The organism is Leucobacter fengyongliangi (genome assembly GCF_052386045.1).
In genome coordinates this window covers 403,521-426,587 of record NZ_CM126356.1, presented here as the reverse complement: position 1 = coordinate 426,587, position 23,067 = coordinate 403,521, and the positions used below count along the sequence as shown (strand labels likewise).

At 63.5% G+C, this 23,067-nt stretch carries 25 protein-coding genes; 10 read left to right on the top strand and 15 right to left on the bottom strand.

Going from position 1 to position 23,067, the window contains the following annotated elements:
• Window positions 1-2 precede the first annotated feature (2 nt).
• Window positions 3-644 (bottom strand): histidine phosphatase family protein, encoded by a 642-nt coding sequence (locus ACTNFK_RS02040; protein ID WP_433645774.1) that lies wholly within the window; start codon window positions 642-644, stop codon window positions 3-5.
• A 252-nt stretch (window positions 645-896) separates the two neighbouring features.
• Here ACTNFK_RS02040 and aspS point away from each other — a divergent pair, with 252 nt between their 5' ends.
• On the top strand, window positions 897-2,240 hold the full coding sequence (gene aspS, locus ACTNFK_RS02035; protein ID WP_435935994.1) for an aspartate--tRNA(Asn) ligase: 1,344 nt from the start codon (window positions 897-899) through the stop codon (window positions 2,238-2,240).
• A gap of 323 nt (window positions 2,241-2,563) precedes the next feature.
• Entirely contained in the window at window positions 2,564-3,874 is a 1,311-nt protein-coding gene (locus ACTNFK_RS02030; protein ID WP_435936741.1) for an ISL3 family transposase, read from the top strand.
• Here ACTNFK_RS02030 and ACTNFK_RS02025 read toward each other — a convergent pair.
• Window positions 3,843-4,808, bottom strand: a complete 966-nt coding sequence (locus tag ACTNFK_RS02025; RefSeq protein ID WP_435937226.1) for an NAD(P)-dependent alcohol dehydrogenase — start codon at window positions 4,806-4,808, stop codon at window positions 3,843-3,845. The two genes, ACTNFK_RS02030 and ACTNFK_RS02025, sit on opposite strands and share 32 nt — an antisense overlap.
• A 71-nt stretch (window positions 4,809-4,879) precedes the next feature.
• Here ACTNFK_RS02025 and ACTNFK_RS02020 point away from each other — a divergent pair, with 71 nt between their 5' ends.
• On the top strand, window positions 4,880-5,536 hold the full coding sequence (locus ACTNFK_RS02020; RefSeq protein ID WP_435937225.1) for a TetR/AcrR family transcriptional regulator: 657 nt from the start codon (window positions 4,880-4,882) through the stop codon (window positions 5,534-5,536).
• On the opposite strand, the gene ACTNFK_RS02015 is transcribed toward ACTNFK_RS02020, so the two are convergent.
• The 6 genes from ACTNFK_RS02015 to ACTNFK_RS01990 form a co-directional block, all read right to left on the bottom strand.
• The gene (locus ACTNFK_RS02015) at window positions 5,517-6,473 is read right to left on the bottom strand and encodes a homocysteine S-methyltransferase family protein (protein ID WP_435937224.1); all 957 of its coding nucleotides are present in this window, start codon (window positions 6,471-6,473) and stop codon (window positions 5,517-5,519) included. The two genes, ACTNFK_RS02020 and ACTNFK_RS02015, sit on opposite strands and share 20 nt — an antisense overlap.
• A gap of 7 nt (window positions 6,474-6,480) precedes the next feature.
• Window positions 6,481-7,014, bottom strand: a complete 534-nt coding sequence (locus ACTNFK_RS02010; protein WP_435937223.1) for an NUDIX domain-containing protein — start codon at window positions 7,012-7,014, stop codon at window positions 6,481-6,483.
• Between the two features lie 3 nt (window positions 7,015-7,017).
• Window positions 7,018-7,320, bottom strand: coding sequence for a Dabb family protein (locus ACTNFK_RS02005; RefSeq protein WP_433645780.1), 303 nt, complete (start codon window positions 7,318-7,320; stop codon window positions 7,018-7,020).
• Between the two features lie 63 nt (window positions 7,321-7,383).
• Window positions 7,384-7,680, bottom strand: coding sequence for a glutaredoxin family protein (locus ACTNFK_RS02000; protein ID WP_435937222.1), 297 nt, complete (start codon window positions 7,678-7,680; stop codon window positions 7,384-7,386).
• Window positions 7,681-7,774: 94 nt separating this feature from the next.
• Entirely contained in the window at window positions 7,775-7,873 is a 99-nt protein-coding gene (locus ACTNFK_RS01995) for a 30S ribosomal protein bS22 (protein ID WP_005504750.1), read from the bottom strand.
• A 124-nt stretch (window positions 7,874-7,997) separates the two neighbouring features.
• A complete protein-coding gene (locus ACTNFK_RS01990; protein ID WP_435937221.1) occupies window positions 7,998-8,486 on the bottom strand; it encodes an ArsR/SmtB family transcription factor in 489 nt (162 codons plus the stop codon).
• Window positions 8,487-8,664: 178 nt separating this feature from the next.
• On the opposite strand from ACTNFK_RS01990, the gene ACTNFK_RS01985 reads away from it, so the two are divergent.
• Window positions 8,665-10,038, top strand: coding sequence for a TrkH family potassium uptake protein (locus ACTNFK_RS01985; RefSeq protein WP_435937232.1), 1,374 nt, complete (start codon window positions 8,665-8,667; stop codon window positions 10,036-10,038).
• Complete coding sequence (locus tag ACTNFK_RS01980; RefSeq protein WP_435937220.1) at window positions 10,031-10,696, top strand: potassium channel family protein; 666 nt, start codon at window positions 10,031-10,033, stop codon at window positions 10,694-10,696. The genes ACTNFK_RS01985 and ACTNFK_RS01980 overlap by 8 nt, the downstream gene beginning before the upstream one ends.
• 4 nt (window positions 10,697-10,700) lie before the next feature.
• Here ACTNFK_RS01980 and proC read toward each other — a convergent pair whose 3' ends face one another.
• On the bottom strand, window positions 10,701-11,552 hold the full coding sequence (proC, locus tag ACTNFK_RS01975) for a pyrroline-5-carboxylate reductase (protein WP_433645784.1): 852 nt from the start codon (window positions 11,550-11,552) through the stop codon (window positions 10,701-10,703).
• Window positions 11,553-11,601: 49 nt separating this feature from the next.
• On the opposite strand from proC, the gene ACTNFK_RS01970 reads away from it, so the two are divergent.
• Complete coding sequence (locus ACTNFK_RS01970) at window positions 11,602-12,564, top strand: cation diffusion facilitator family transporter (RefSeq protein ID WP_433645785.1); 963 nt, start codon at window positions 11,602-11,604, stop codon at window positions 12,562-12,564.
• Window positions 12,565-12,644: 80 nt separating this feature from the next.
• On the opposite strand, the gene ACTNFK_RS01965 is transcribed toward ACTNFK_RS01970, so the two are convergent.
• The gene (locus tag ACTNFK_RS01965) at window positions 12,645-13,079 is read right to left on the bottom strand and encodes a nucleoside deaminase (protein ID WP_435937231.1); all 435 of its coding nucleotides are present in this window, start codon (window positions 13,077-13,079) and stop codon (window positions 12,645-12,647) included.
• 66 nt (window positions 13,080-13,145) lie between these two features.
• Between ACTNFK_RS01965 and upp the strand changes: the two genes are divergently transcribed.
• The 3 genes from upp to ACTNFK_RS01950 all read left to right on the top strand — a co-directional run bounded on the left by upp (window position 13,146) and on the right by ACTNFK_RS01950 (window position 15,501).
• On the top strand, window positions 13,146-13,781 hold the full coding sequence (upp, locus tag ACTNFK_RS01960) for a uracil phosphoribosyltransferase (RefSeq protein ID WP_435937219.1): 636 nt from the start codon (window positions 13,146-13,148) through the stop codon (window positions 13,779-13,781).
• A gap of 336 nt (window positions 13,782-14,117) precedes the next feature.
• Complete coding sequence (locus tag ACTNFK_RS01955) at window positions 14,118-14,801, top strand: winged helix-turn-helix domain-containing protein (protein WP_435937218.1); 684 nt, start codon at window positions 14,118-14,120, stop codon at window positions 14,799-14,801.
• Between the two features lie 130 nt (window positions 14,802-14,931).
• Window positions 14,932-15,501 carry a magnetosome magnetite crystal formation protein family gene (locus ACTNFK_RS01950; protein WP_435937217.1) on the top strand — a complete coding sequence of 190 codons (570 nt, stop codon included), beginning with the start codon at window positions 14,932-14,934 and terminating at the stop codon, window positions 15,499-15,501.
• A gap of 47 nt (window positions 15,502-15,548) precedes the next feature.
• Here the strand turns inward: ACTNFK_RS01950 and ACTNFK_RS01945 are convergent, their stop codons facing one another.
• Together ACTNFK_RS01945 and ACTNFK_RS01940 are read right to left on the bottom strand one after the other, a co-directional pair.
• Window positions 15,549-15,902 carry a TIGR02611 family protein gene (locus ACTNFK_RS01945; protein ID WP_435937216.1) on the bottom strand — a complete coding sequence of 118 codons (354 nt, stop codon included), beginning with the start codon at window positions 15,900-15,902 and terminating at the stop codon, window positions 15,549-15,551.
• Between the two features lie 419 nt (window positions 15,903-16,321).
• The gene (locus tag ACTNFK_RS01940) at window positions 16,322-16,459 is read right to left on the bottom strand and encodes a hypothetical protein (protein ID WP_445117187.1); all 138 of its coding nucleotides are present in this window, start codon (window positions 16,457-16,459) and stop codon (window positions 16,322-16,324) included.
• A 208-nt stretch (window positions 16,460-16,667) separates the two neighbouring features.
• On the opposite strand from ACTNFK_RS01940, the gene ACTNFK_RS01935 reads away from it, so the two are divergent.
• Window positions 16,668-17,726, top strand: a complete 1,059-nt coding sequence (locus ACTNFK_RS01935; protein ID WP_435937214.1) for an IS110 family RNA-guided transposase — start codon at window positions 16,668-16,670, stop codon at window positions 17,724-17,726.
• A gap of 568 nt (window positions 17,727-18,294) precedes the next feature.
• Here ACTNFK_RS01935 and ACTNFK_RS01930 read toward each other — a convergent pair.
• The 3 genes from ACTNFK_RS01930 to cofG are packed head-to-tail and all read right to left on the bottom strand — an operon-like array spanning window position 18,295 to window position 23,032.
• The gene (locus ACTNFK_RS01930; RefSeq protein WP_435937213.1) at window positions 18,295-19,866 is read right to left on the bottom strand and encodes a flavin-containing monooxygenase; all 1,572 of its coding nucleotides are present in this window, start codon (window positions 19,864-19,866) and stop codon (window positions 18,295-18,297) included.
• Window positions 19,863-20,660 (bottom strand): alpha/beta fold hydrolase, encoded by a 798-nt coding sequence (locus ACTNFK_RS01925; protein ID WP_435937212.1) that lies wholly within the window; start codon window positions 20,658-20,660, stop codon window positions 19,863-19,865. Before ACTNFK_RS01925 ends, ACTNFK_RS01930 begins: the two co-directional genes overlap by 4 nt.
• Window positions 20,657-23,032 (bottom strand): 7,8-didemethyl-8-hydroxy-5-deazariboflavin synthase CofG, encoded by a 2,376-nt coding sequence (gene cofG / locus ACTNFK_RS01920; RefSeq protein ID WP_435937211.1) that lies wholly within the window; start codon window positions 23,030-23,032, stop codon window positions 20,657-20,659. The genes ACTNFK_RS01925 and cofG overlap by 4 nt, the downstream gene beginning before the upstream one ends.
• Window positions 23,033-23,067: the final 35 nt, after the last annotated feature.

The following is a 23,067-nucleotide window of genomic DNA, read 5'->3' as shown; positions in this document are numbered from 1 at the left end:
CGCTATACCGCCCCGATATCGATCGCGTCGCCCAGCAAGTCGGCCGCGGGAGTGCGATAGTCGACCTCGAACCAGCGCCCGCCCCGCTGCTCGAAGCTCGTGATGCTCGAGAGCGCACAGCGCCGGTGCGCAGGATTGTGCGCGAGCGATTTGCCGGCAACGTCAAGATGCGCGGCCCAAATCACAGCCTGATGGCTCACCATCACGATGTCGCCCTCGCGGGTCGACTCCCACGCCTCATTCATCGCCTCGCGCACGCGGGTCGCGATGCTGCGATAGGGCTCACCCCAGCTGGGGCGCAACGGGTTCCAGAAGCGGTACCAGTAGCGCGGGTTCTTGAAGGCTGCCCCACCGCGGTTGACCTGGCCCTCGAAGGCATTGGTTGGTTCAATGATGCGTTCGTCGGTCGCGGTCTCGAGGCCGAAGGTCTGCGCGATCGGGTCTGCCGACTGCTGCGCGCGCATCAGCGGCGAAGCGATCAGCCGACCGATTTTCCGGTCAGCCGCGGCCAATTCGAGCGCCGCGGACTCGGCCATGCGCGCGCCGAGTTCTGACAACCCAAACCCTGGCATGCGACCGTAAAGAACGCCATCGGGGTTGTGTACCTCGCCATGACGCACCAGGTGCAAGAGTTTGTCGCTCACACAGCCATTCTAGGTTTGCCCCGCCTGTGAACTCCCGTCGCTCGCCTTGATCCCGCGCGACACGATATCGAGCGCAGCATGACACCGAGCGCAGTCCGTCGGGGTGGACGTTCGCGCAGGGTTCGGCGCGTCTCAACCCTGCGCACACGTCCACCCGAGGGCTGCGGGGGACCGGAGCGAGACGGAAGCGGCAACGCACACGGCAAGCCAGCGCGCGAAGCGCCGCACCACCGACGCGAGTAGACTGGCCGGGTGACTGAGCGTGTATTGATCAAGGACCTGGCCGCGCGTACCGACGGCCCCGTGCGAGTGGCCGGATGGGTCGAGAAGGTGCGCGACCAACGCTACGTGCAGTTCGTCGTGCTGCGCGACGAGAGCGGCGCCGTGCAGCTCGTGAACGGTGGCGTGCTGCGCGAGGCCGACCCCGAAAACCCACGCTCTGACATCCTGGTGCCTCGCACCCAGACCATCAGCGATCTCACCCACGGCACCTTCGTCTCGGTGACGGGCGAGTTGCAGCACAACGAGCGTGTGAAGCTCGGCGGGGTCGAGATCCAGATCGAAGAGATCGAGGTCGTCGCGAGCGCGCTTCCCGACAACCCGGTTGCCGAAGACTCGGGCCTTGACGTGCGCATGGATTGGCGCTTCCTCGACCTGCGTCGCCCCGAGCAGAACCTCATCTTCCGCATCCAGACCACCTTCCTGAACGCGTTGCGCCAGGTGTGGATCGAGCGCGACTTCATCGAGATCCAGACCCCGAAGCTGATGGCGAGTGCATCCGAGTCGCGCGCCGAGCTCTTCGAGGTCGAGTACTTCGAGCGCACCGCCTACCTTGCTCAGAGCCCCCAGTTCTTCAAGCAGATGGCGCAGGCCGCAGGCTTCGGCGGCATCTTCGAAGTGGGCCCGGCCTTCCGCGCCGACCCCTCGTTCACCTCGCGCCACGCGACCGAGTTCACCTCGATCGACACCGAGTTCAGCTGGATCGACTCGCACGAAGATGTGATGGAGCTGCACGAGGAGCTCATGGTTGCCGGCCTCGCAGCGGTGAAGGAGAAGCACGGGGAGGCGATCCACAAGCTCTTCGGCATTGAGGTTGAGGTGCCGTCGCGCCCGTTCCCGCGGATCCCGCTCGCCGAGGCGAAAGAAATCGTGAAGGAGCGCGGCTACGAGGTGCCTCGCGCCGATGCCGACATGGACCCCGAGGGCGAGCGCCAGATTGCGGCCTACGCAAAGGAGAAGTTCGGGCACGACTTCGTGTTTCTCACCGACTACGCCTCGTCGATCCGCCCGTTTTACCACATGCGTCACGAGGGCGACGCCGAGCTCACCAAGAGCTACGACCTCATCTACCGCGGGGTTGAGATCTCAACCGGGGCGCAGCGTGAACACCGCATCGACGTACTCGAGAAGCAGGCGATCGAGAAGGGGATGGATCCTGCCGAGCTCGGTTTCTACCTCGATTTCTTCCGCTACGGCGTGCCCCCGCACGGCGGGTTCGGCATGGGTCTCGGTCGCGTGCTGATGCTACTACTGCAGCAGTCGTCGATCCGTGAGGTAACGTACCTCTTCCGGGGACCAACACGGTTGCTCCCCTAAACAGAAGGTGACCACCCGAGGTCGGGACGACCTCGGCTCACCTCGCGTGACGATCAGAAATGATCGTCACACTGAGCTCGGCGGGCCTACCTGTTTCGGGGACCAACACGGTTGCTCCCCTAAGGGGTAAACGCGCGTTTCCCTCACGCACTCCAGTTGCGCGGAGAAGTTACTGCGCGTTCGGGAGCACCACGATGTTGCCGACCTTATGGGGCTCTTCGCATTTAAGAGTGTAGAAGTGCTCCGCGGTGTGGTGCCGTGGAGATGGGTCGAGGTCTCCCGATGATGGAAGTTCTGACGCTCCCCATCCGAAAGACCTCGACATGCACCACGCTACCTTCCAACCTGCCGATCTCACGACTTTCTGCCGACTTGATGAGCTCGGCCTGACCGCGGTCGGGCAAAGATTCGAGCCCGGCAGGGTCGTGCTGGACTGCCGCGTCATCGAGCCCGACCCGTGGTGTCGGCGGTGTGGCGCTGAGGGCGTGCTGCGCGATACCGTGACGCGGACCTTGGCGCATACCCCGTTCGGGCATCGTGCCACGACGCTCCAGATCCGGGTGCGCCGATACCGGTGTGATTGGTGCCGGAAGGTATGGCGTGAAGACACCAGCATGGTCGCGCCGGAACGGGCGAAAATCACCCGGGCAGGGCTGCGCTTCGCGCTCGAAGCGGTCGTGATCGATCACCTCACCGTGTCGCGCACGGCCGCGAATCTCGGGGTGTCTTGGCACACCGCGAACACCGCGATCCTGGCCGAGGGTCACCGGGCGCTGATCAGCGACCCGGCCCGGTTTGACAGGGTCACGGTGATCGGTGTTGATGAGCATGTGTGGCGGCACACCCGCTACGGAGACAAATACGTCACCGTGCTCATCGATCTCACCCCGGTACGTGAGAAACGCGGCCCGGCCAGGCTCCTCGACATGGTGCCGGGTCGCTCGAAGCAGGTGTTCAGTCGCTGGCTGAGTGAGCGCACACAAGCTTGGCGTGACGGGATCGAGGTCGTCGCGATGGACGGGTTCACCGGGTTCAAGACCGCATCGAAAGAGCACCTCCCTGATGCCGTCGAGGTGATGGACCCGTTCCATGTTGTCCAGCTCGCCGGTGACATGCTCGACCGCACCAGGCAGCGGGTGCAACAGGAAACCCTTGGGCATCGGGGCCGCGCGAAAGACCCGCTCTACGGGGTGCGGCGGGTCCTCAGAACCGGGGAGGCGTTCCTCACCGTAAAGCAGCAAGCGAGGCTTGATGCGGTGTTCGCTGACCCCCGTCATGGGGATGTGTGGCGGGCATGGCGCGTGTACCAGCAAGTCGTCGCCGCGTACCGGGAGAAGCTCGCAGGTCTCGGCCGGAAGCGGTTACGGGAAATCATCGACACGGTGAAACAGACCACGCCGGCCAGGTTCACCGAGCTCCGGAAACTCGCGTACACGCTCGACCGGCGAAGGGTGGACATCCTCGCGTATTTCGATCACCCGAGGACATCGAACGGACCAACCGAAGCGATCAACGGCAGGCTCGAGCACCTCCGCGGGTCCGCGCTGGGGTTTAGGAACCTCACGAACTACATCGCCCGGTCGCTCCTTGAGGCTGGCGGGTTCAGACCGTATCTACACTCACAAATGCGATGAGCCCCTTATGGCCCGAGTCGACAATGCGGTGCGCTTCCACGAGCGCGTTGAGCGAACCCAGGCTGCGGGTCAGTGGATCGAGCTGCCCTTCAACAACCAGACGCATGAGCTCCGCGAAGTCAGCGGGGCGCTCCGGCGCGACGCCCGCGACCACTCGACCGCGCGCACGCACCGTGTCGACGAGGTCAGCAGCTGCGAGCACGAGCGTGCCGTCCGGGCCCAACAGGCTGAGGCCCAACTCGCGGTCGATGTTTCCGACAGCGTCGAACACCACGTCGTAGCTCTGGCCAAGCGCCGCAAGTTCGGCGACCGGCGTGACGGAATAGTCGATGACCGACTCAGCACCAATTCGGCGCATGAGTTCCGCATTCGCTGCGCTCGTGACGGCGGTCACAGTGGCGCCAAAATGCCGCGCGAGCTGCACCGCCGCGCTGCCCACGGCACCAGAGGCCCCGTTGACCATCACGGTCTGACCCGGCCTCAGCCCAGCTCGATCCCGCAAGAAATAGAGCGCCGCGGTGCCGCCAAAGAGCACCCCGGCCGCGTCTGCGTGGCTGAGGCCAGCGGGCTTCAGAGCGACGCGATCCACCGGCACCGCCGCAACCTGGGCGTGCATGCCGAGCGTCTTCCCGTTCATGCCGGCGACCTCGTCACCTGGAGCGAAGCCGGTGACCCCTTCGCCCACCCGCTCAATCACGCCGGAGTAGGCGATGCCGAGCACGTGCGTGCGCGGTCCAGTGAACCCGAAGCCGAGCTTCGCCACCACACCGAAGCCGCGGGGGAAGCGCCCAGCCCGCAGACGTCCGTCGGCCGCAGTCACGGCGACCGCCTCGACACGCACCAGCACCTCGCCGCGCTTCGGCTCGGGCGTGGGCTGATCCATAATTTCGACTACCTCGGGCGCCCCGTACCGCCGCACCACTGCTGCCTGCATGTTCTCTCCTTACACCTGTAAGCCGTCAGGAGTACTGTAACCTTACAGTCGTAAGAACGCAAGGAGGCAGAATGCAGCAACGGACACCGCTCAGCAGAGCGAGCATCGTGCAGGCCGCTGCCGCTGCCGCAGACAGCGGTGGCCTGACCGGAGTCAGCATGCGGCGCGTGGGTCGCGAGCTGGGCGTCGAGGCGATGTCGCTCTACCACCACATCGCGAACAAGGACGAACTCCTCGATGCCCTCGTCGACTGGGTCTTTGCGCAGATCGAGCTGCCCACGCCGGAAGACAGTTGGCGCGCGGGAATGGTGAGAAGGGCCGCCTCGGCCAGGGCAGTGCTCACCGCTCACCCCTGGGCGCTCGGACTGATTGAATCTCGGGCCAACCCGGGCCCCGCCCTCCTCACCCACCACGACGCGGTGATCGGTTGCCTTCGCCGGGGCGGCTTCTCCGTGATGCTCGCCTCGCACGCGTTCTCAGCGATCGACGCTTACGTCTACGGCTTCGCCCTCACCGAGCAGAGCCTGCCGTTCGACCCGTCGGCGAGCGAGTCTGCGGGTGACTTCGCTAACGAGTTCATGCCGCTGATCGAGCAATATCCGCACCTCGCCGAGCTCGTGACGACGCTCACCTCCGGGCGAGACTACGTCTTCACCGACGAGTTCAGCTACGGGCTCGATGTCATTCTCGACGAGCTCGAACGCCGCCTCACGGCCGCTCCGACCTAGCGCTCAGCGCAGCGGTAAGCGCCGCGATGTGTGGCGCATCGGTGCCGCAACAGCCACCGAACGTCTGGGCTGCGGGCGCGAGGGTTCGCAGACTGGCAACTCCGGTCGCGAACGCCTCGGGGGCATCCCCCGGCGCGTCGTCTCCGTGTACCGCAGCGTTGAGGCGGAACCCGACGAGGCGATCCGCCAGCGTCTTCGCACCATCAGCGGCCTGAACCTCGCTCAGTGGCAGGGAACTCGCGTCTTGCCAGCCTGACGTCACCTCAATCGCTCTGACCGCCTCACTCGGGTGGGCGCAATTCACGAGAAAGCCACCGGCGTAGCCACCCGTCGCAACATCCACCGAGTGGATCGCCTCGCCCAGCGTGGCCCCATCGGCCAGACGCCCGTTGGCACCGACCGTGAACGACACGACGACCGGCACTCCGAGCGTCCTGGCTGCCCGCACGATGCCCGTCGCCTCGGCAGCGTCTTGCATAGTGACGGCGGTGATGCGATCCACCCCGGCCCCTGCGAGGGCTCGCACCTGCGGCGCGTGGTACACCTCCGCCGCATCAGCCGTCATGCGCTGCTCGGCTACCCAGTCGTCGAAGCGCGGCCCAACGCAGCCCCCGATCTGTACGGCGGCACCAGCACCGAATTCGCACGCGCACTCACGAGTGAGTGCGACAGCCTCTGTGTTTACCCGCGCGAGCCCCAGCGCGTCGTACCCCAGCGCAGCCCCCCAGTCTGAATTCGCGCGCCAGGTGGGCGTGTCGAGCACGATTGGGGTGCCGGTGGTCGCCGCGATCTCGAGAAACGGGCGATAGTACTCGCGCAGCGCGGCGCGCCCCTCGTCAGTACCGAGCAGCACAAACGCGGCGAACTCCGGCAGCTCCTGACCGAGCCGTTCGGTAAGCACCGTTTCGATGCCGCCGTCGGTGATGGTGAATGCCATGCCTGCCTCAATTCGGGGAAGATTCGTGCGCCGCGAGCGCGGCGCACATGTCGCGCACGAACGTAGGGTCGAGATCCACGGCGGATCCGCCGGTGCCGAGCAGCTCAGCGGCCCGAGCGAGTGCATCACGCAGAATCCGCTCGTGATCGAAGGCAAGCTGCCCGGGCGAAAGTGCCAGAAAGACCGGGTACCAATCAGCGGTCGCCGCGTCGTCGCCGGCGCTCACCTCGGCAAACTCCTCCGAGATCGCGAGGTACACGACGCTCAGCGTGTCGCCGCGTGGGTCGCGATGGGCGAGCCCGTAGGCCCCGAGCTGCACGAAGATCCCGGGCGTGTCGGTGAGGCCCGTTTCCTCGGCGAGTTCACGCCGTGCCGCATCCTCGATCATCTCCCCGGGCTCGACGAATCCACCGGGGAGCGCCAGTTGCCCCACGAACGGCTCGAACTTCCGCTCGACGAGCAACACGCACAGCTTGCCGTCATGCAGGGTGAGCGCCGCGACGTCACCAGCGACCGGGAAGCGCGTCGGAGCGGGTGCCACCGACTACACCGTGAAGTCGGTAGCCACGCGACCCGCCGCGTGCCGCTTGATGACTGCACCCGCGGCAACGTGTTCGGGGTGCACCACGTACGCGGCGAGCCCCTCGGCATCGTCGAAGTCGGCGATCAGCGTCACGTCCCAGTTGTCACCATCGAACAGGTCGTTGCGGTGCACCGAGATGGCCCGCACGCTCGGCACGGTCTCGGCGAGTGGCGACAGCGCCGCGATGATCTCGGTGGCCTGCGCGTCACGCGCTTCCCGACTCTCGCCGCTGAGCTTCCAGGTGACAACGTGGCGCAGGGTCATGGGGTTCCTTCGGGTTGTAGTGCGGGTACGGTGTGTTTGTGGATCGCCGAGCGATCCACATTTCTAAGTGGCACGCGAGAACACGCCGCGCCAGCCCGACGCACGCTCGACCGCCCGAGTGAGCTTCTGCGCGTCGACGCGCCAGATCGCGTGGCGTCTGCCCCCGATAAGCACCACGGGAATGTCTTCTGCGTGCAGCCGCGCGAGCTCGGGGTCGGCGAGGATGTCGTGTTCGTCGAGCGTCGCGACGATGCCCCGCCCTGCGAGTTCGTTACAGACTCCGTTGATCACGGCGCGCGCGTCGTCGCACAGGTGACACCCCGGCTTGGAAAGCAGGGTGATGGCAACAGGTTTCGACACGCAACCAGTCTAGGCCGCGGCAAGACATTCAGGCATAGCAAAGGCGCCGAGCAGAGCCCGACGCCCGCCATCAACGCGCCGTATGGCGCGCTGACTACTTCTTGTTGCGGCGCTGGTGACGCGTCTTACGAAGCAACTTACGGTGCTTCTTCTTGGACATGCGCTTGCGACGCTTCTTGATGACTGAACCCACGGTAACCTCACAACGTCTATAGGGCCGCCAGTTTGTGGCCCACAAAACATCAATAATACCGCGACGGGAGTGCGAGCGCGAACCGCGCCCTCAGAAGTGGATCGCGAAGCCCCCTCCGAACACCTTATTCCCGCAGTTTGAAGCGGGCTACGAGCTCTTTTACGCGGTGCTCAGCGCGCGCGGCGACACGCCCAATCCGCTCCGCCGCAGCGGCCGTTGAGTCGGGGAGCACTTCCTCATCATCGGTTTCGTCGCCGTAGCCGCCGCCGAAACGCCCCTCGGGGTCGGTCATAATCTCGCCAGACTCCGACACGTATTCGACGGTCACCTCAGTGTCAAAACCCGCCGAAAGAAACGGGATGACGAAATCTTCGATCATCTCGAGCGGCTCGGGGTTGAGCGAGTAGTAACGATGCTGCCCCTCTTCCCGAACCGAGACCAACTCCGCCTCTCTCAATACCTTGAGGTGTTTCGAGACGGTGGGTTGGCTCATCTCAAGCTGAGACACGATTTCAGAGACACTGATCTCTGAATCCTGCACATGCCGTTCGAGGAGTACCTGCAAAATATCGCGCCTGGTCGCGTCCGCGATGACCCCGAATATGTCTGGCATAGCCACAAGGGTATCTGAGCAAAGGCAATTCGCGTTGTAGCATGACCTGTGCGGTTGCTGCGGCCTGCGGCAAACTCGCCAAACCGGGTGCGAACTACGGGAAGAAGGTTGTGTGAGGGCGCACGTATGGGCCCGTCGAGGCTCGGCACCACTGACACAAAAATCATGGCTGCACGCCCTGATCGAATCCTCACCTGCCCGCTTCGCCCTGCTGGTGTTCAGTGCCTTGATCCTGCTGTGGACCGCGCTGCTCTCCCTTCCCCTCGCGAGCGCGACTGGACAGATCACCCCACTCGCTGACGCACTCTTCACCGCGGTCTCTGCCATTTGCGTGACCGGCCTCACCACCGTCAACATGGCGACGCACTGGTCTGTCTTTGGAAACATCGTGATTCTCGCCGGGTTCCAGATCGGCGGAATTGGGGTTCTCACCCTCGCGAGCATGCTCGGGCTCACTGTCACCCGTCGCCTCGGTCTGCGCCAGCGGCTCCTCGCTGCGGCAGATACGAACCCGGCGCGCACGAGTAAGGGCACCAGCGAGAGTCAGGCCGTGGGTCTCGGCGATATCGGCGGCCTGCTCGCTGCGGTTGCTGTCAGCCTGCTCGTGATCGAGGCGGCACTCACGCTGCTGATCGTTCCCCGGCTGATGATGGAGGGGTTCGGGTTCGGTTCTGCCCTGTGGAACGGCTTTTACCTCGCCGCCTCAGCCTTCACAAATACCGGGTTCGTCCCCATCGAAAGCGGCCTCGAACCGTTCGCGACCGATTTCTACCTGCTGACGGTGCTCGCCGTCGGGGTATTTCTGGGAAGCATCGGGTTCCCGGTGATCTTCGCCCTCTACCGCATGGTCGCTGGTCGTGGATGGAAGCGCAACAAGCGGCTCGGCCTCCACGCAAAGCTCACGCTCACCACGACGATCGCCTTTGTGTTCCTCGGTTGGCTCGGCATTGGCGCACTCGAATACAACAACAGTCAAACGCTCGGCAGTCAGGGCTTCTGGCAGACCATCATGTCGGCTGGCTACACCTCAGTCATGACGCGTTCGGGCGGACTCGGCATCATGGATCCGAGCGAGATGAACGGGTCAACCCTTCTGGTGATGGACATGCTCATGTTTGTCGGGGGTGGATCGGCCTCCACCGCCGGCGGCATCAAGGTCACCACGATCGCCGTGCTCTTCCTGGCGGCGTACGCCGAGGCTCGCGGCTACCAAGACATGCAGGCGTTTGAGCGGCGGATCCCAACCGAGGTGCTCCGCCTTGCTGTCTCGATCGTGATCTGGGGATCCACTATCGTGGCAGCCGCATCGATCGCAATTTTGCACATGACCAAGCTCCCCCTCGACCTCGTGCTGTTCGAGGTGATCTCGGCATTTGGCACCTGTGGCCTCTCCACGGGGGTCTCCGAGGCGCTCCCGGATGCTGGAAAATACGTGCTCTCCGCCACCATGTGGGCGGGGCGTGTCGGTACGGTGACGCTCGCCGCCGCCATCGCGGCAACCAGTCGCCGCCGCATGTTCCGCTTGCCCGAAGAAAGGCCGATCGTTGGTTGACATCCGCTCTGACGCACCCGTAATCGTGATCGGGCTCGGCCGCTTCGGCGCCGCGACCGCCGGTCAACTCGACCGCCAAGACCGCGAGGTGCTCGTGGTCGATACCGATGCTGCCCTCGTGCAGAAGTGGTCTGACCGAGTCACCCACGCGGTGCAGGCAGATGCCAAGTCGATTGAGGCGCTGCGCCAGATCGGTGCAGCGGACTTCAAGATCGCGGTCGTGGCCACTGGCGCCTCGATCGAGGCGAGTGTGCTCATCGCCGCCAACCTCGTCGACCTGGGTGTGCCGCAGATCTGGGCCAAGGCGATCTCGCAGTCGCACGGCAAGATCCTCGAGCGCATCGGCGTGAATCACGTGATCTATCCCGAGCGCGAGGCAGGCGAGCGCGTTGCCCACCTGTTGAGCGGCAGCATGCTCGACTTCATACAGTTCGACGACAACTACGTCATCGCAAAGATGTACCCGCCGCGATCCATCCGTGGCCTGTCGCTCAAGGCCAGCGGGGTGCGCACGCGCTATCGCATCACGGTGGTCGGCGTGAAGACTCCAGGGCAGCCTTTCACGCACGCCACGCAAGACACGGTGATCTCGACACACGACCTCATCATCGTGTCGGGTGCCGGAGCTGACGTCGAGCGCTTCGCGGCGATCGCGTAGGTGTCTATCCCTGCGCGATCTCCCGAGATCGCGCCATTGCCGCGGCAAAGGCGCGGTCGAACAGCGCACCCCACTCGCCGCTTTGCAACACCTCGATTGCACGCTCGGTGGTGCCGTTCGGGCTCGTGACATTGCGACGCAACTGGGCAGGGCTCTCAGTGGATCGCGACAATAGCTCCGTGGCACCCATCACGGTGCCCTGGGCCAGCACCTTGGCCTCCTCGGCCGAGAATCCGAGCCGTTCGGCGGCAGCCTGAAACTCCTCAACGAAGAGAAACAGGTACGCAGGACCCGATCCCGACACCGCACCGAGTGCATCGAGACGCTCCTCCCCCAGCACGATGACCGCTCCAACGGTCTGGAAAAGTCGGCGCACGACATCAACCGCGCCTGCGCTTGCTGAGGCACCCCCCGCCACCCCAGTGACCCCTCGGCCGACATTCGCGGGCGTGTTGGGCATGGCGCGCACCACGGACACAGTTGCGGGCACGATGGCCTCCATGCTGGCGGTGGTGATGCCAGCGGCGACGCTCACCACGATGGCCTCGGGTTCGAGATCGTCAGCGACCTCGCGCAAAACGTCGTGAATGAGCCAGGGTTTCACCGCCAGAATCACGAGCTGGGCCCCGCGCACAGCCCAGCGGTTAGCTTCCGCTGTCTCCTCAGCCGCATACGCAACGACATCATCGGCATCCGCAAACGCGGCGGCGCTGGCCACCGAATTCACCGTCACCGTGATGGGGCCACTGGTGTGCTCGCCCGGGCCTCGGAGGCCCGCGAGAATCGCTCCGCCCATGGATCCGACCCCCAGCATCGCGACGCGCGGGAGTGCCTGACTGTCAGATGTATTGCTCATACTCACCAAGTCTAGGATGGAGGCATTGCGACGAAGGGATCCATCTACTATGAGCGCTACCGGCGGAAGCAAAGCGATCATCGCGGCATTTCTCGCGAACACGGGCATCGCAATTACGAAGTTCATCGCGTGGATCTTCTCCGGCTCCTCCTCGATGCTTGCAGAAAGCGTGCACTCGGTCGCCGATGCCGCCAATCAGCTCCTTCTCCTCCTCGGCGGCAAGCGCGCAAAGCAAAAGGCCGACAAGGAGCATCCGTTCGGGTACGGGCGGGTGCGTTACGTGTACGCATTCGTGGTGGCGATTGTGCTCTTTGCCATGGGCGGGGTGTTCTCGGTGTACGAGGGGATCGCAAAGATTCGCGATCCGCATCCCCTTGAATTCTGGTGGCTACCGCTGCTCGTGCTCACGATCGCCATCGTGCTCGAGAGTTTCTCGCTACGCACCGCGATCAAAGAGAGCCGGCCGCACAAGGGCAACTCCAGCTGGATGGCCTTTATCCGGAAGTCTAAGGCGCCCGAACTTCCCGTCGTGCTGCTCGAGGATGTCGGAGCCCTGCTGGGCCTTATCATCGCATTCTTTGGCGTAGGCCTCACCGTGCTGACCGGCAACAGTGTGTTTGACGGCGCGGCAACGATCGCGATTGGCGTGCTGCTGATCCTCATTGCCGCGGTGATCGGCTGGGAGGTCAAGAGCCTGCTCGTCGGCGAGGGTGCCAGCGATGGCGATGTCGCGAAGATCGAGGCGGCCCTCCTCGCGAGCAGCGATGTCGACCGCATCATCCACATGAAGACCCTGTACGTCGGTCCCGACGAGTTCATGATCGGCGCGAAGGTCAGTCTCGCAGCCGATCGCACGATGAAGGAAGTCTCGGTGATCGTGAATCTCGCCGAGCGCCGCGTGCGCGAGGCGGTGCCAGCGGCCCGCATCATCTATATCGAGCCAGACGTGTGGATCGACCCCAACGCAACTCAGCCCACCACGAGTTCGGTGGTGATGCTGTCGAGCGACTAACCGCTCGCTTTGGCCAGGGGCTGCTCCCGAATGATGTGAGTCGCTTGCACGGAGACTGATGAGCCGAGTTCGAGGCCTCGCTACCGGCGTGTTGCGAAGAAGTCGGCAAGGAGCTGCGCGCACTCGTCGGCACGCACACCGGCGACGACCTCGGGCACGGGGTGCGGCAGGCGCCCATCGCGCAGCAGGTCGTAGACGCTGCCTACGGCGCCCGCCTTTTCGTCCCACGCCCCGAAGACCACGCACGGCACTCGGGCCGCGAGAATCACCCCGGCGCACATGACGCACGGCTCGAGTGTCACCACGAGGGTGCACCCATCGAGATGACGGTCGCCAAGCGCGGCCGCAGCCTGGCGGATCGCGATCACCTCGGCGTGAGCCGTCGGGTCTTGCCCTGCCTCGCGCGCATTGCGCCCAGCACCGATCACAAGGCCCTCCGAATCGATGACGACCGCGCCGACCGGGATCTCGCCTTCCGCGGCCGCCAACTCGGCCTGCTCAAGCGCGAGTTCCATCTGTGCGGCTTCGGCCGGGCTCACCGGAATCGAGTTCACTCGGACCTTCTTCGGTAGGGTTGTGCCATGCGTCTCGTCATCGCGGAACACCCGCTGATCACTCACAAGCTTACGGTTCTGCGCGATGCGAAGACCCCTCAACCCACCTTCCGCATGCTCACCGAAGAGTTGATGACGCTGCTCGCTTACGAGGCGACCCGAGAGGTGCGCGTCGAGCCCTGCACCATCGAGACCCCGGTCGCCTCCACCACGGGCGTGCAACTCACGCATCCGCTCCCCCTGGTCGTGCCGATCCTTCGCGCCGGCCTCGGCATGCTGGAGGGGATGGTGAAACTCGTTCCCACCGCCGAAGTCGGCTTTCTTGGAATGGTTCGCGACGAGGAGACCCTGCAGCCAGTCACGTACGCCGAGCGCCTGCCAGACTCGCTCTCGGGCCGACAGTGCTTCGTGCTTGACCCGATGCTCGCGACCGGTGGATCACTGGCGGCGGCCATCAAGTTCCTGTTCGACCGGGGCGCCGACGACGTCACCGCAATCTGCCTGCTCGGCACCCCCGAGGGCGTCGAGGCGATCCGCGAGGCTGCTGGCGACCGACACGTCACGCTCGTGCTCGGCGCACTGGATGAGGGCCTCAACGAGCAGTCGTACATTGTGCCGGGCCTCGGCGATGCCGGCGACCGCCTCTATGGAACCGCAGACTGAGCAGCCTTCGCACACGGTTTGACACACGAGGCAATAATTTGGTTAACTGAGAGTTATGACTCGCATCACGACATCCCAGTACGCCCTTGAGGTGAACTTTGGGGAGGCTGGCATGATGTGCCGCCGTGGTGCGATGCGCTGTCGAATGTGCATCTAGCAGGGATTTCTCGCCCGCACTCCTGTCCGCATGTTGCGGTGGTTGAGTGCCCGCCGCGGCCTTGGCCGCGATCCACTGAGTACCGGTTCAACTGAATCGAACCGTGCTCGCCACGCACATCAGCGGCTGACAGCCGCACCGCCGCCGAATCTCGCGGCAAACGCTGTAAGGACATCATCATGACAACCCAGACTCTCGACCAGGCCCGCCCCGACTTCGCCGCCGACCTCGCACCCGCTCCCGCGCGCCGCGTACCCGAAGGCACCGAGGTGCGCGGATTCGCGCTCTACGTGGGCCTCTCCGACGACAAGATCGAAGACGGCGACCCAAAGCTCGGGGCCATCGTTGCTCAGATCAAGGAACTCGTCGCCAAGCTCTCCCCCGCCGCTGAGACGTACGCCGCGGTAGCGCTGGCACCCGAGGGTGCGGGCGGTCGCGACGTCGACGTGGTGCGCCTGGCCCTCGGCGACCCTGCCGCAATCGCCCGCCAGAAGCAGACTGCGCACGACAGTCTGGATCGCGCGGCCAGCGGAGTCACCATCGACCTATCCCGCAAGCGTGTGTTGCTCGATAACGTTGCGGCACCACTCACGTTCCGCGAGTTCGAACTCCTGCAGTACTTCGTGCTGCGCGAGGGACGCACCGTCAGCCGCGATGAGCTCATCACGTCACTCTGGGCCGATGCCGCAGAGAGCGAAATCCCGAGCGAGCGCACCATTGACGTGCACGTGCGGCGGCTGCGGGTGAAGCTGGCTCAGTACCAAGACATCGTGCGCACGGTGCGGGGCATCGGGTACCGCTTTGACCGGCACGCCGACGTCGCGATTCTGCAGGGTGCGACGCCGAGCCCCGATCTCTTCTAGGCACGGCTTCTCGGCACGGCGCCGCAACTTCACACCACACATTTGTACACACCCTCCGATCGCTCTACCGCGGCGCGCGGTTCTTGCGGTAGCTTGTGTACTACGTACATGTCACATTGAGGAGACTTCAATGACTACGCTGCCCCCCGAAGAAAACAACGGCCAGGCCGCCGATCAGCACGCCGCCGGCGAAGCTGCCGCGCAGCCCACACCCGCACAGCCTGAGGCTGCCGCACCTGAGCAGCCCGCGGCGCCGGTGCCGCCGCCCGCGGCCCCCCAGTACCAGGCGCCTCCGGCTGGCGCCTACCAGCAGCCTCAGCAGCCTCAGCAGGGCTACCAGCAGCCGCAGGCGACAGCGACTGACCCCGCCAACACCATCACGCTGAACTACTGGCTGTCGGTGTTTTTCACCTGGCTCCCCGCGCTCATCTTCTGGATGATCGAGAAAGACAAGGGCAACCAGCGCGCGAACGAATTTCACGTCGCAAACTTTAACTTCTCGCTGATTCGCACCGGCGTGGTGGTCGTTGGCTGGATCATCGGCATGATCCCCTACATCGGTTGGATCCTGGGCCTGCTCATTTGGATCGCTTCGGTCGTTCTCTTCGTCTTCCACATCATGGCGGCCGCGAAGGCACCCGATGCGTACCGCAAGGGCGGTCACCCCGAGTTCGTGTTTAACTTCCCGATTATCAAGTAATCAGTGGATCAAGAAGTCCCGGTTGGCGTTCGCCAACCGGGACTTCTTCATTTGCCGAGGCCTTCACCCGAACCATCGCGGCGAGCACGACGCGCTTTCCACCATGCCCAAAACTTGGCGAGCTGCATGCGCAGCCAGCTGGTGAAGCGCCTCGCCCAGTGGAACTCTGAACCCAGGATCGTGAGCCCCACAAACACGATTAGCCACCCGGGGCCGGGCAGCGGCACCAGAATGAGCCCGATGATGATTACAGCGGCCCCGATGAGCGTGATGAGCACGCGATAGACGACGTTGAGCCAGGGGTTCTCGCGGATCCGCCCTCGCCACTTTGCCATGAAGCGGCCGATGGGTCGACCGATGCGGTTCGCCCGCTCGTAGTCATCCGCAGTCGGGTCGCTCATAGTTCGATGCTACGGGCTCTCGCTGAAGACTCGCAGCGCATTCACTCCGAGTTCGGTGCAAGAGATGAAACACAAAAACCCCTGACTGCGCAGGGGCTTTTGTATGTGCAAATGGCGGAGACGGGGGGATTTGAACCCTGCCAGCGCGTGAATCAAGCCATCTGCCACCCAACAGATCCGCATGATTATGCCACTTCAGGGGCGCGCAGAACATGCCACAATTCTTGCCGTTTCTTGAAATTTGTTGTCACCTGGTTGTCACGAGGCCAATACCGGGGTGTCAACTCGACAAGACGGGAGTTGCCTGTGAGAAGAATGGCGAATAGCCGTCTCGGAGAGCGCCAGTCCAAGTATCGGAGAGCACGATTCCGGCGACCGGAGAGCATGGAGCTTCCCATCCGCCGGAGCGATGCGAATCCTCACGCCCAGTATTCGTCGGCGTGACGGGCCTGCTCGGCGAGTTCGGCTCGTCTATAGACATCACCGAGAGTGATTCTCTTCGCGTGGTTCACGAGCCGGTTCGTGATCGAGTATGCAGCGACTTTGTCGGGGAGCACGTCAAGCCAGTTGATTAGCGAGTTACTCGCGGACAGTTGTCCGTTATGGGTCGCGTCGCCGCCCCAATTCCACTGCTCCCGCAAGGGAGAGGCCAGACCGGGCGGGGATGTGACTTCATAGGACCCTGCTCAAGTGCCCCGTCACTGCCCAGTCCGCCCGGCCCGGTTCGGTCATCCAGCACATCGAAGTGAAGGAGACCCCACCATCATGACCACCGGAACGCTGAAGCGTCAACCAGAAGTCATCGTCGGAGTTGACGCGCATAAACACACTCACCACGCGGTAATTATTACCAGCACCGGGCAACGCCTTACCGATAGCGAGTTCCCGGCGACTTCCCTCGGATACGCAGACATGCTGTCCTGGGCCACCGAGCACGGCCACGTTCAAGCGTTCGGAGTGGAATCTACCGGCTCCTACGCCGCCGGACTCGCGAGGTTCTTGATCGATCACCACGTCGAGGTACGAGAAGTGAACACCCCGCACGCACACACCAAAGCGAGAGTCGGTAAGGACGACACCATCGATGCTGAAGCTGCTGCACGGAAAGTGCTCGCAGGGGTTGCCACGGCTATCCCCAAACGAACCGATAGCGTCATCGAATCGATACGGTTCCTCTTGCTCGCGCGTGATTCTGCGGTGAAAGCTCGCACCGCTGCCATCGTGCAACTGCAAGATATCTTGGTCACCGCACCCGCCGACGTGAGGGAGAGCACACCCAGGGGTGGGCTGGCAGCGGCACGCCACTGCCGGAAATTCCGTATCGATCGGGCGCGCCTGCATGATCCCGTTCAGGCAGTGAAGCTCGCCCTCCGAGTCCTCGCCGTCCGGGCTGCTGACCTCGACGCGGAAATCAAAGAGCTTGAAAGTGCGCTGACCACACTCGTGAACGCAACAGCACCAACGCTGGTATCCAGGGTAGGAATCGGAACGATCCATGCCGCCCAACTGTTGGTCACTGCCGGCGAAAACATCGCACGGTTCCGCAGCGAGGCAGCGTTCGCGAGGCTCTGCGGTGTCGCACCCGTGCCGGTGTCATCAGGGAAGAGTCACCGTATGAGGCTCCACCGAGGCGGCGACCGGAAAGCGAATCGTGCACTCCACATGATCGCGGTCGTGAGACTCAGGTACGACGCGCGAACGACCGACTACATGCAGCGCCGACTCACCGAGGGCCTCTCAAAGAAAGACGTGCTGCGCTGCCTCAAACGATTCATCGCACGCGAAGTGTTCAACGACCTCAGAACTGATCTTGGTACGGCTTGACATCTATTGGACCGTCACGACACTTAACAGGAAGCGGTTCACCAGTTCGTCTCCCCGGCGAAATACTTCGCCGTCTGACGGAGGATGTCACGCTCTTCAGCGAGTTTCCTCGTCTCAGCCCTGAGTGCATGATTCTCGGCCTATAAACGCACGATCCTCGCGGCTTGCGGTTCGGGCCTCGCCGATGGTGGCGCGACCCCAGGAAGGCCACCAGTGGCGCGGATCTGCCCGGAACCGTACTTGGCGACCCAGGTCTTCAACGCACCCCTGGATATCCCGAGGTCATTCGCGATGGCCTGAAACGTGGTGTCGGGCGTGGATTCTTAAAGTTCGACCGCGCGGCGGCGGAACTCGTCGGTGTAGGTGTTCGTTGGCATCTTGGTTATTCTCGCTTCTCCAGCTGGTTACTGGGTCATGCGTGTCCAAGATCAGGGGGTAAGTCCCCTTCAGCTGAGACAGGTGAACCAGCTGGTCGAAGCTGGCATTTTCGTTGGTGGATCGCGGCCTGCGGTCGACCCGCTACTCCGCTCTGACCTCGTACCCACCGGAGTGGTCACTTGCAAGACCTTCACACGGCTGAAGCTCGCGCAGTTACCCACCCGAGCAGCTGCGTGTCTCCCTGCGCTCCCAGCACGGGCGCACTCGCCGAACACCCCTCCACCGCATAGGCGTCCGGAGAAAAGCGACCCGCAACCTCACGAAATTTCATGGTCGATCCCGGCCACAGCAATGTCAGTCGCCCGTTTGCGGGATCGCGGTACCAGCTTTCGCAGCCCCCCCGAAGCCAGACGGTATCCGCACTCATCTCATCGATCATCGATCGATAATTCTGTGCCGCTGCTCGATCAACCCGCAGTACCGCTACCCCGGCTTCCGACATATACGCGAGTGCCTGACAAACGTATTCAATCTGAGACTCGATCATGACGATCGCCGAGTTGTGGCCGAGACCTGCGTTTGGCCCGTTCATGACGAACATATTCGGAAACCTTGGAACGGACGCGGAAGCGAAGGCGTACATCCCGTCGCGCCACTCGTGCGCAAGGAGGACTCCGTGTTCCCCCTCCACTCGCTGCGCGTAGGGCTGTCGGGCCGATCTGAAACCCGTCGCGAGTACAACGATATCCGCCTCCGCGGATCTGCCGTCCTTAGCCGTCAACCTTCCGGGCGCGACCGATGAAAGCGCAGAATCTATGAGCGACACGTTCGGCTGAGAAAAGGTCGGATAGTAGCTATCCGACAGCAGAACCCGCTTACAGCCGATTTCGTATCCCGGCGTGAGCCGGTCTCTCAGTTCGGAATTCTGGACTTGAGCCCGCAGGTGTGCCAGGGCTCGTGACCGCGCGACATCGACTTCATAGGCGACGAGCGCACGCTGAGCAAACACCGTTTCCTGCTGCCAAAACCACGCTTCCCGGTGCTGAGTCATCGTCTCTGGCACGCGCCGGAACATTCGCCGTTCGGCATCGCTGTAGGCGCGATCGTTTCGCGGAACGACGTATGGGGCGCTCCGCTGCATCACCGTTAGTGTTTTTGCGATCGCAGCGATCTCCGGCACGATCTGGATCGCCGACGCGCCCGACCCGACCACCACCACCCGCTTGCCCGCAAGATCGACATCATGCCGCCACTGGGCGGAATGCATCACCACCCGCTCTGGGTCCCCCTGCCCGAAACTCTCCAGGTTTCGCACCGGTGGGAACTTCGGTTCGCTGAGTCGCCCGCAGGCAAGCACCAGCACGCGTGCCACGTAGATGCCCGTCGATGTCTGGCACACCCACCGGTCCGCGTCCTCGTCCCACCGCATGCGTTCCACGTCAGTACCGAAACGAATGTGTTCGGTCACCCCGTGCGCATCGGCGACCTGCCAGAGGTAGTTCTGAATTTCTGACCCTTGGGGAAAGATCCTGCTCCAATCCGGATTCAGGTGAAATGAGTAGGAATACACCTGTGACGGTACATCGCAGGCAACCCCGGGATACGTGTTCTCCCTCCACGTGCCTCCCACGCTGAGGCCGCGCTCCAAAATGACGAAATCATCAAAGCCCCGCGCATTGAGCATCGCACCAAGGCCAATTCCTGCAAAACCAGCGCCCACCACCAGCAGGTCAGTGTATTTCGCCGTGGCCGCCGAATTCATGGGCAGTGCCCCTTCACCCTCGTGCCAGCCGGGTACTGCTTAGGGTCGGCCACAAACGACTCCACGAGACTCACCACTTCTGCCGGACGTTCTACGCAGACCAGATGCCCGCTTTCGATCTCGGCGTATCGTGCGTTCGGGATCGCTCCGAAGAGGTAGCGACTCTGGCTCACGGGTGCGAATTCGTCGAACGCGCAGCCGACGACCAGTACCGGATCCACAATACGCTCTGCCACTGCGACGAGATCCGCGTCCACGCACAGGTGCATCACGGCCGCCGTTTCGGCGGCTGCGCGTTCTCCTTGTTCCACGCTTGGTATACCCGACCACCCGAATGCGCTCGAAAACACGAGGTTCGTCAGTCTCATCGACAACTCATGAGCGTCGAACTCCCGACCTGCACCCGGATCGCGAAGCCGAAGCCACAGCGCACGAACCTCCCGCATCTTCCCGTGAGGGGCCGCCCACCCCGCAATGAGGCTCAAGCTGGACACGGCCCCCGGATGCTGCGATGCAAAGATCGCCGCGGCCTGCGCGCCGAGACTGTAACCGACGAGCGCGGGAAGTCTTCGCTCGGCCGCATCAGCAGACGCCGTCGCTTGAGTCGCCAGCAGAATGGTGCGCTGAATCCTTGCTACTATCTCGGCAAAGCTCGCGGGCTCACCAGGGCTCTCGGGCTGAACGTCGACCTCGAAGAAGTCGGTCCCCCGCTCGAGCAACGATGCCACGAGCGTGCGCTCTAGCCCCCGGTACCCGCCTGATGGGCCGACGAACACGACGGGCGTGCGAATCATACCTGAAGCCGATCCTTTGCCTGCTCCGGCACGCCGTATAGAGTCGTGCGCTGCCGTATGGGCCTGCCCAGACTCTTCCTGACGCTCTGCAGATTTTCAACCGAGAGCTCTTGTGCCGAGCCACCGCCTGAGACAGACCCGACCTGCAGGAGGCGGCCACCCAAGTCGTCTGCCCCGCTTCGCAGCATTGCGACGGCGCTCGTCATGTCAAGCCGCGGCCAAGCGACCTGGACATGACTGATTGTCGTGTTGAGGGCGAGCCTCGCGACTGCATACATGGCTCGATGCTCGTCGATGGCGGATCGTGAGTCGACGAGAGGTGTCCAATCCTTCTGCGCAGGCATGACCACGATCTCAGTGAACCCACCCGTTTCTTGTTGGATGCGGCCCAGACTTCTGAGATGTCTGATGCGCAACTCCGCGCTCTCGCCAAGTCCGTACACGATGATCGATGTGGAGCGAAGCCCCGCGCGATGAGCGCTCATGATCGTCGACATCCACGACCCCACGGAGACGTCGAGAGGAGCCACTCGGCGTCGGTGCGCCTCATCGAGGATCTTGATGCCGGTACCCGGCACGGTATCTACCCCGGCCGCCTTTATGAGCTCGAGGTACTCGGGCACACCCAGTTGTTTTCTCGCAGCGCCGTCAACAATATCTGCTGGCCGAAACGCATGCAGATGCACGCCCCTTGCCGCGGCCGTCACCTCACGAGCAATATGCAGGTAAGCATCAGCGCCCCACGCAGTCGGTGCCCGACCCTGCACACAAATCTCGGTCGCGCCGCGGTCCCGCAACTCACCCGCCATCCGCGCGATGTCTGCGAGCCCTTCGGCACGAGGAACATCCTCGCCAAAGCCGCTGGGATCAATCGTCCCATTCACGACGACCGTCACTGCCTCGCCCACTGAATACCGTCGGGCATCATTCGCCAGATCTGTGAGCGTATCGAGAGCGTCACCCGAAGCGGTGAGGAGTAGAGCGAGGTCTGCATCTGAGATCGATTCCGGCTGCTGCCTGGCGCGATCCAGCACTGCTTCAACGGATCTCGAAGCGAACGACGTGACGTGCGCTGATTCCGCGGTGCGCGTCGAATGCGCACGAGTTGAACTGCCGGTGGGGCGGGCCCCTTCATTGGCAAGTCCGCTCTCCACATCCATGAGGGGTGCGATCGCTGGCGTGAGGCCAGGGTCAACCCACCCCGATTCCTGTGCGAGGTAGGGCGGATAGGCGGTCAGACGCTCGTGCAGGACAAACCCTGCCTGGGCGGTGCTCTCTCTGAGCGCAAGAATGCTCGGCCAGGGACGCTCAGGATTCACATGATCCGCCGTGAGCGGGCTCACCCCACCCCAGTCGTCGATTCCCGCTCGAACGAGTAACTCGAGCTCGGCCTGGTTTGCGAGATTCGGAGGAACCTGAAGCCGTGCATCGGGACCCATCACCAGCCGTGCAGTTGCAATTGCGGCGAGATATTCAATACTTTCCAGGTCAGGTGTCGCCTGCATCGCAGTGTGCGGCTTCGCGCGAAAATTCTGCACGATCACTTCCTGCACATGGCCCCACCGGTCGTGAGAATCGCGGATGGCAAGCAGCGACTCTGCCCGGTCTCGCATGGTTTCGCCGATACCGACGAGGATCCCTGTGGTGAAGGGAATGTGCTGCATTCCCGCGTCTTCGATGACCTGCAGTCTGACTCGAGGCTCCTTGTCTGGAGACCCATAGTGCGCCCGGCCCTTTTCCGACCACAGCTCCACTGACGTCGTCTCGAGCATCATCCCCATCGATGGCGCGATGGGACGCAACCACTCAAGTTCTTGGGCGGTCATCACTCCAGGGTTCAGGTGCGGCAGCATGCCAGTGTGTTCAAGCACCATCTGGGCCATGTCGCGAACATAATGCAGCGTTGAATCATACCCGTGAGCGTCAAGCCACTCGCGAGCTTCTGGCCAGCGATCCTCGGGCCGATCACCCAGAGTGAAGAGCGCCTCTTTGCACCCCAGGGCGGCACCTTGGGTCGCCACCGCGAGTACTTGTTCGGATGACATGTAGAGCGGCTTTCCCTGACGCAGCATCTGCAGCGGCGACTCCACAAACGTGCAGTAGTGACAGCGATCACGACACATGTTCGTGATCGGGAGAAAAATCTTTTTCGAGAACGTAATGACCCCGGGTCGGCCAGCACGTTCGAGACCGATGTCACGCAGCCGAGCAGCTTGGCGAAGCAAGCGATCGAGCGCAGGGCCCGTTGCCTGAAGCAGCAACTCGACCTCAGATACCGAGAGCTCGGGACGATCGGAAACGGCTGGTCGAGCTTCGAGCGCGTCGAGCACCTCGTTGAGGCGTTGCACGAGTTCGGGATCTCTGTCACGCACTCGAGTCGTGACCTGAAAACTATTGCTCAACGTCG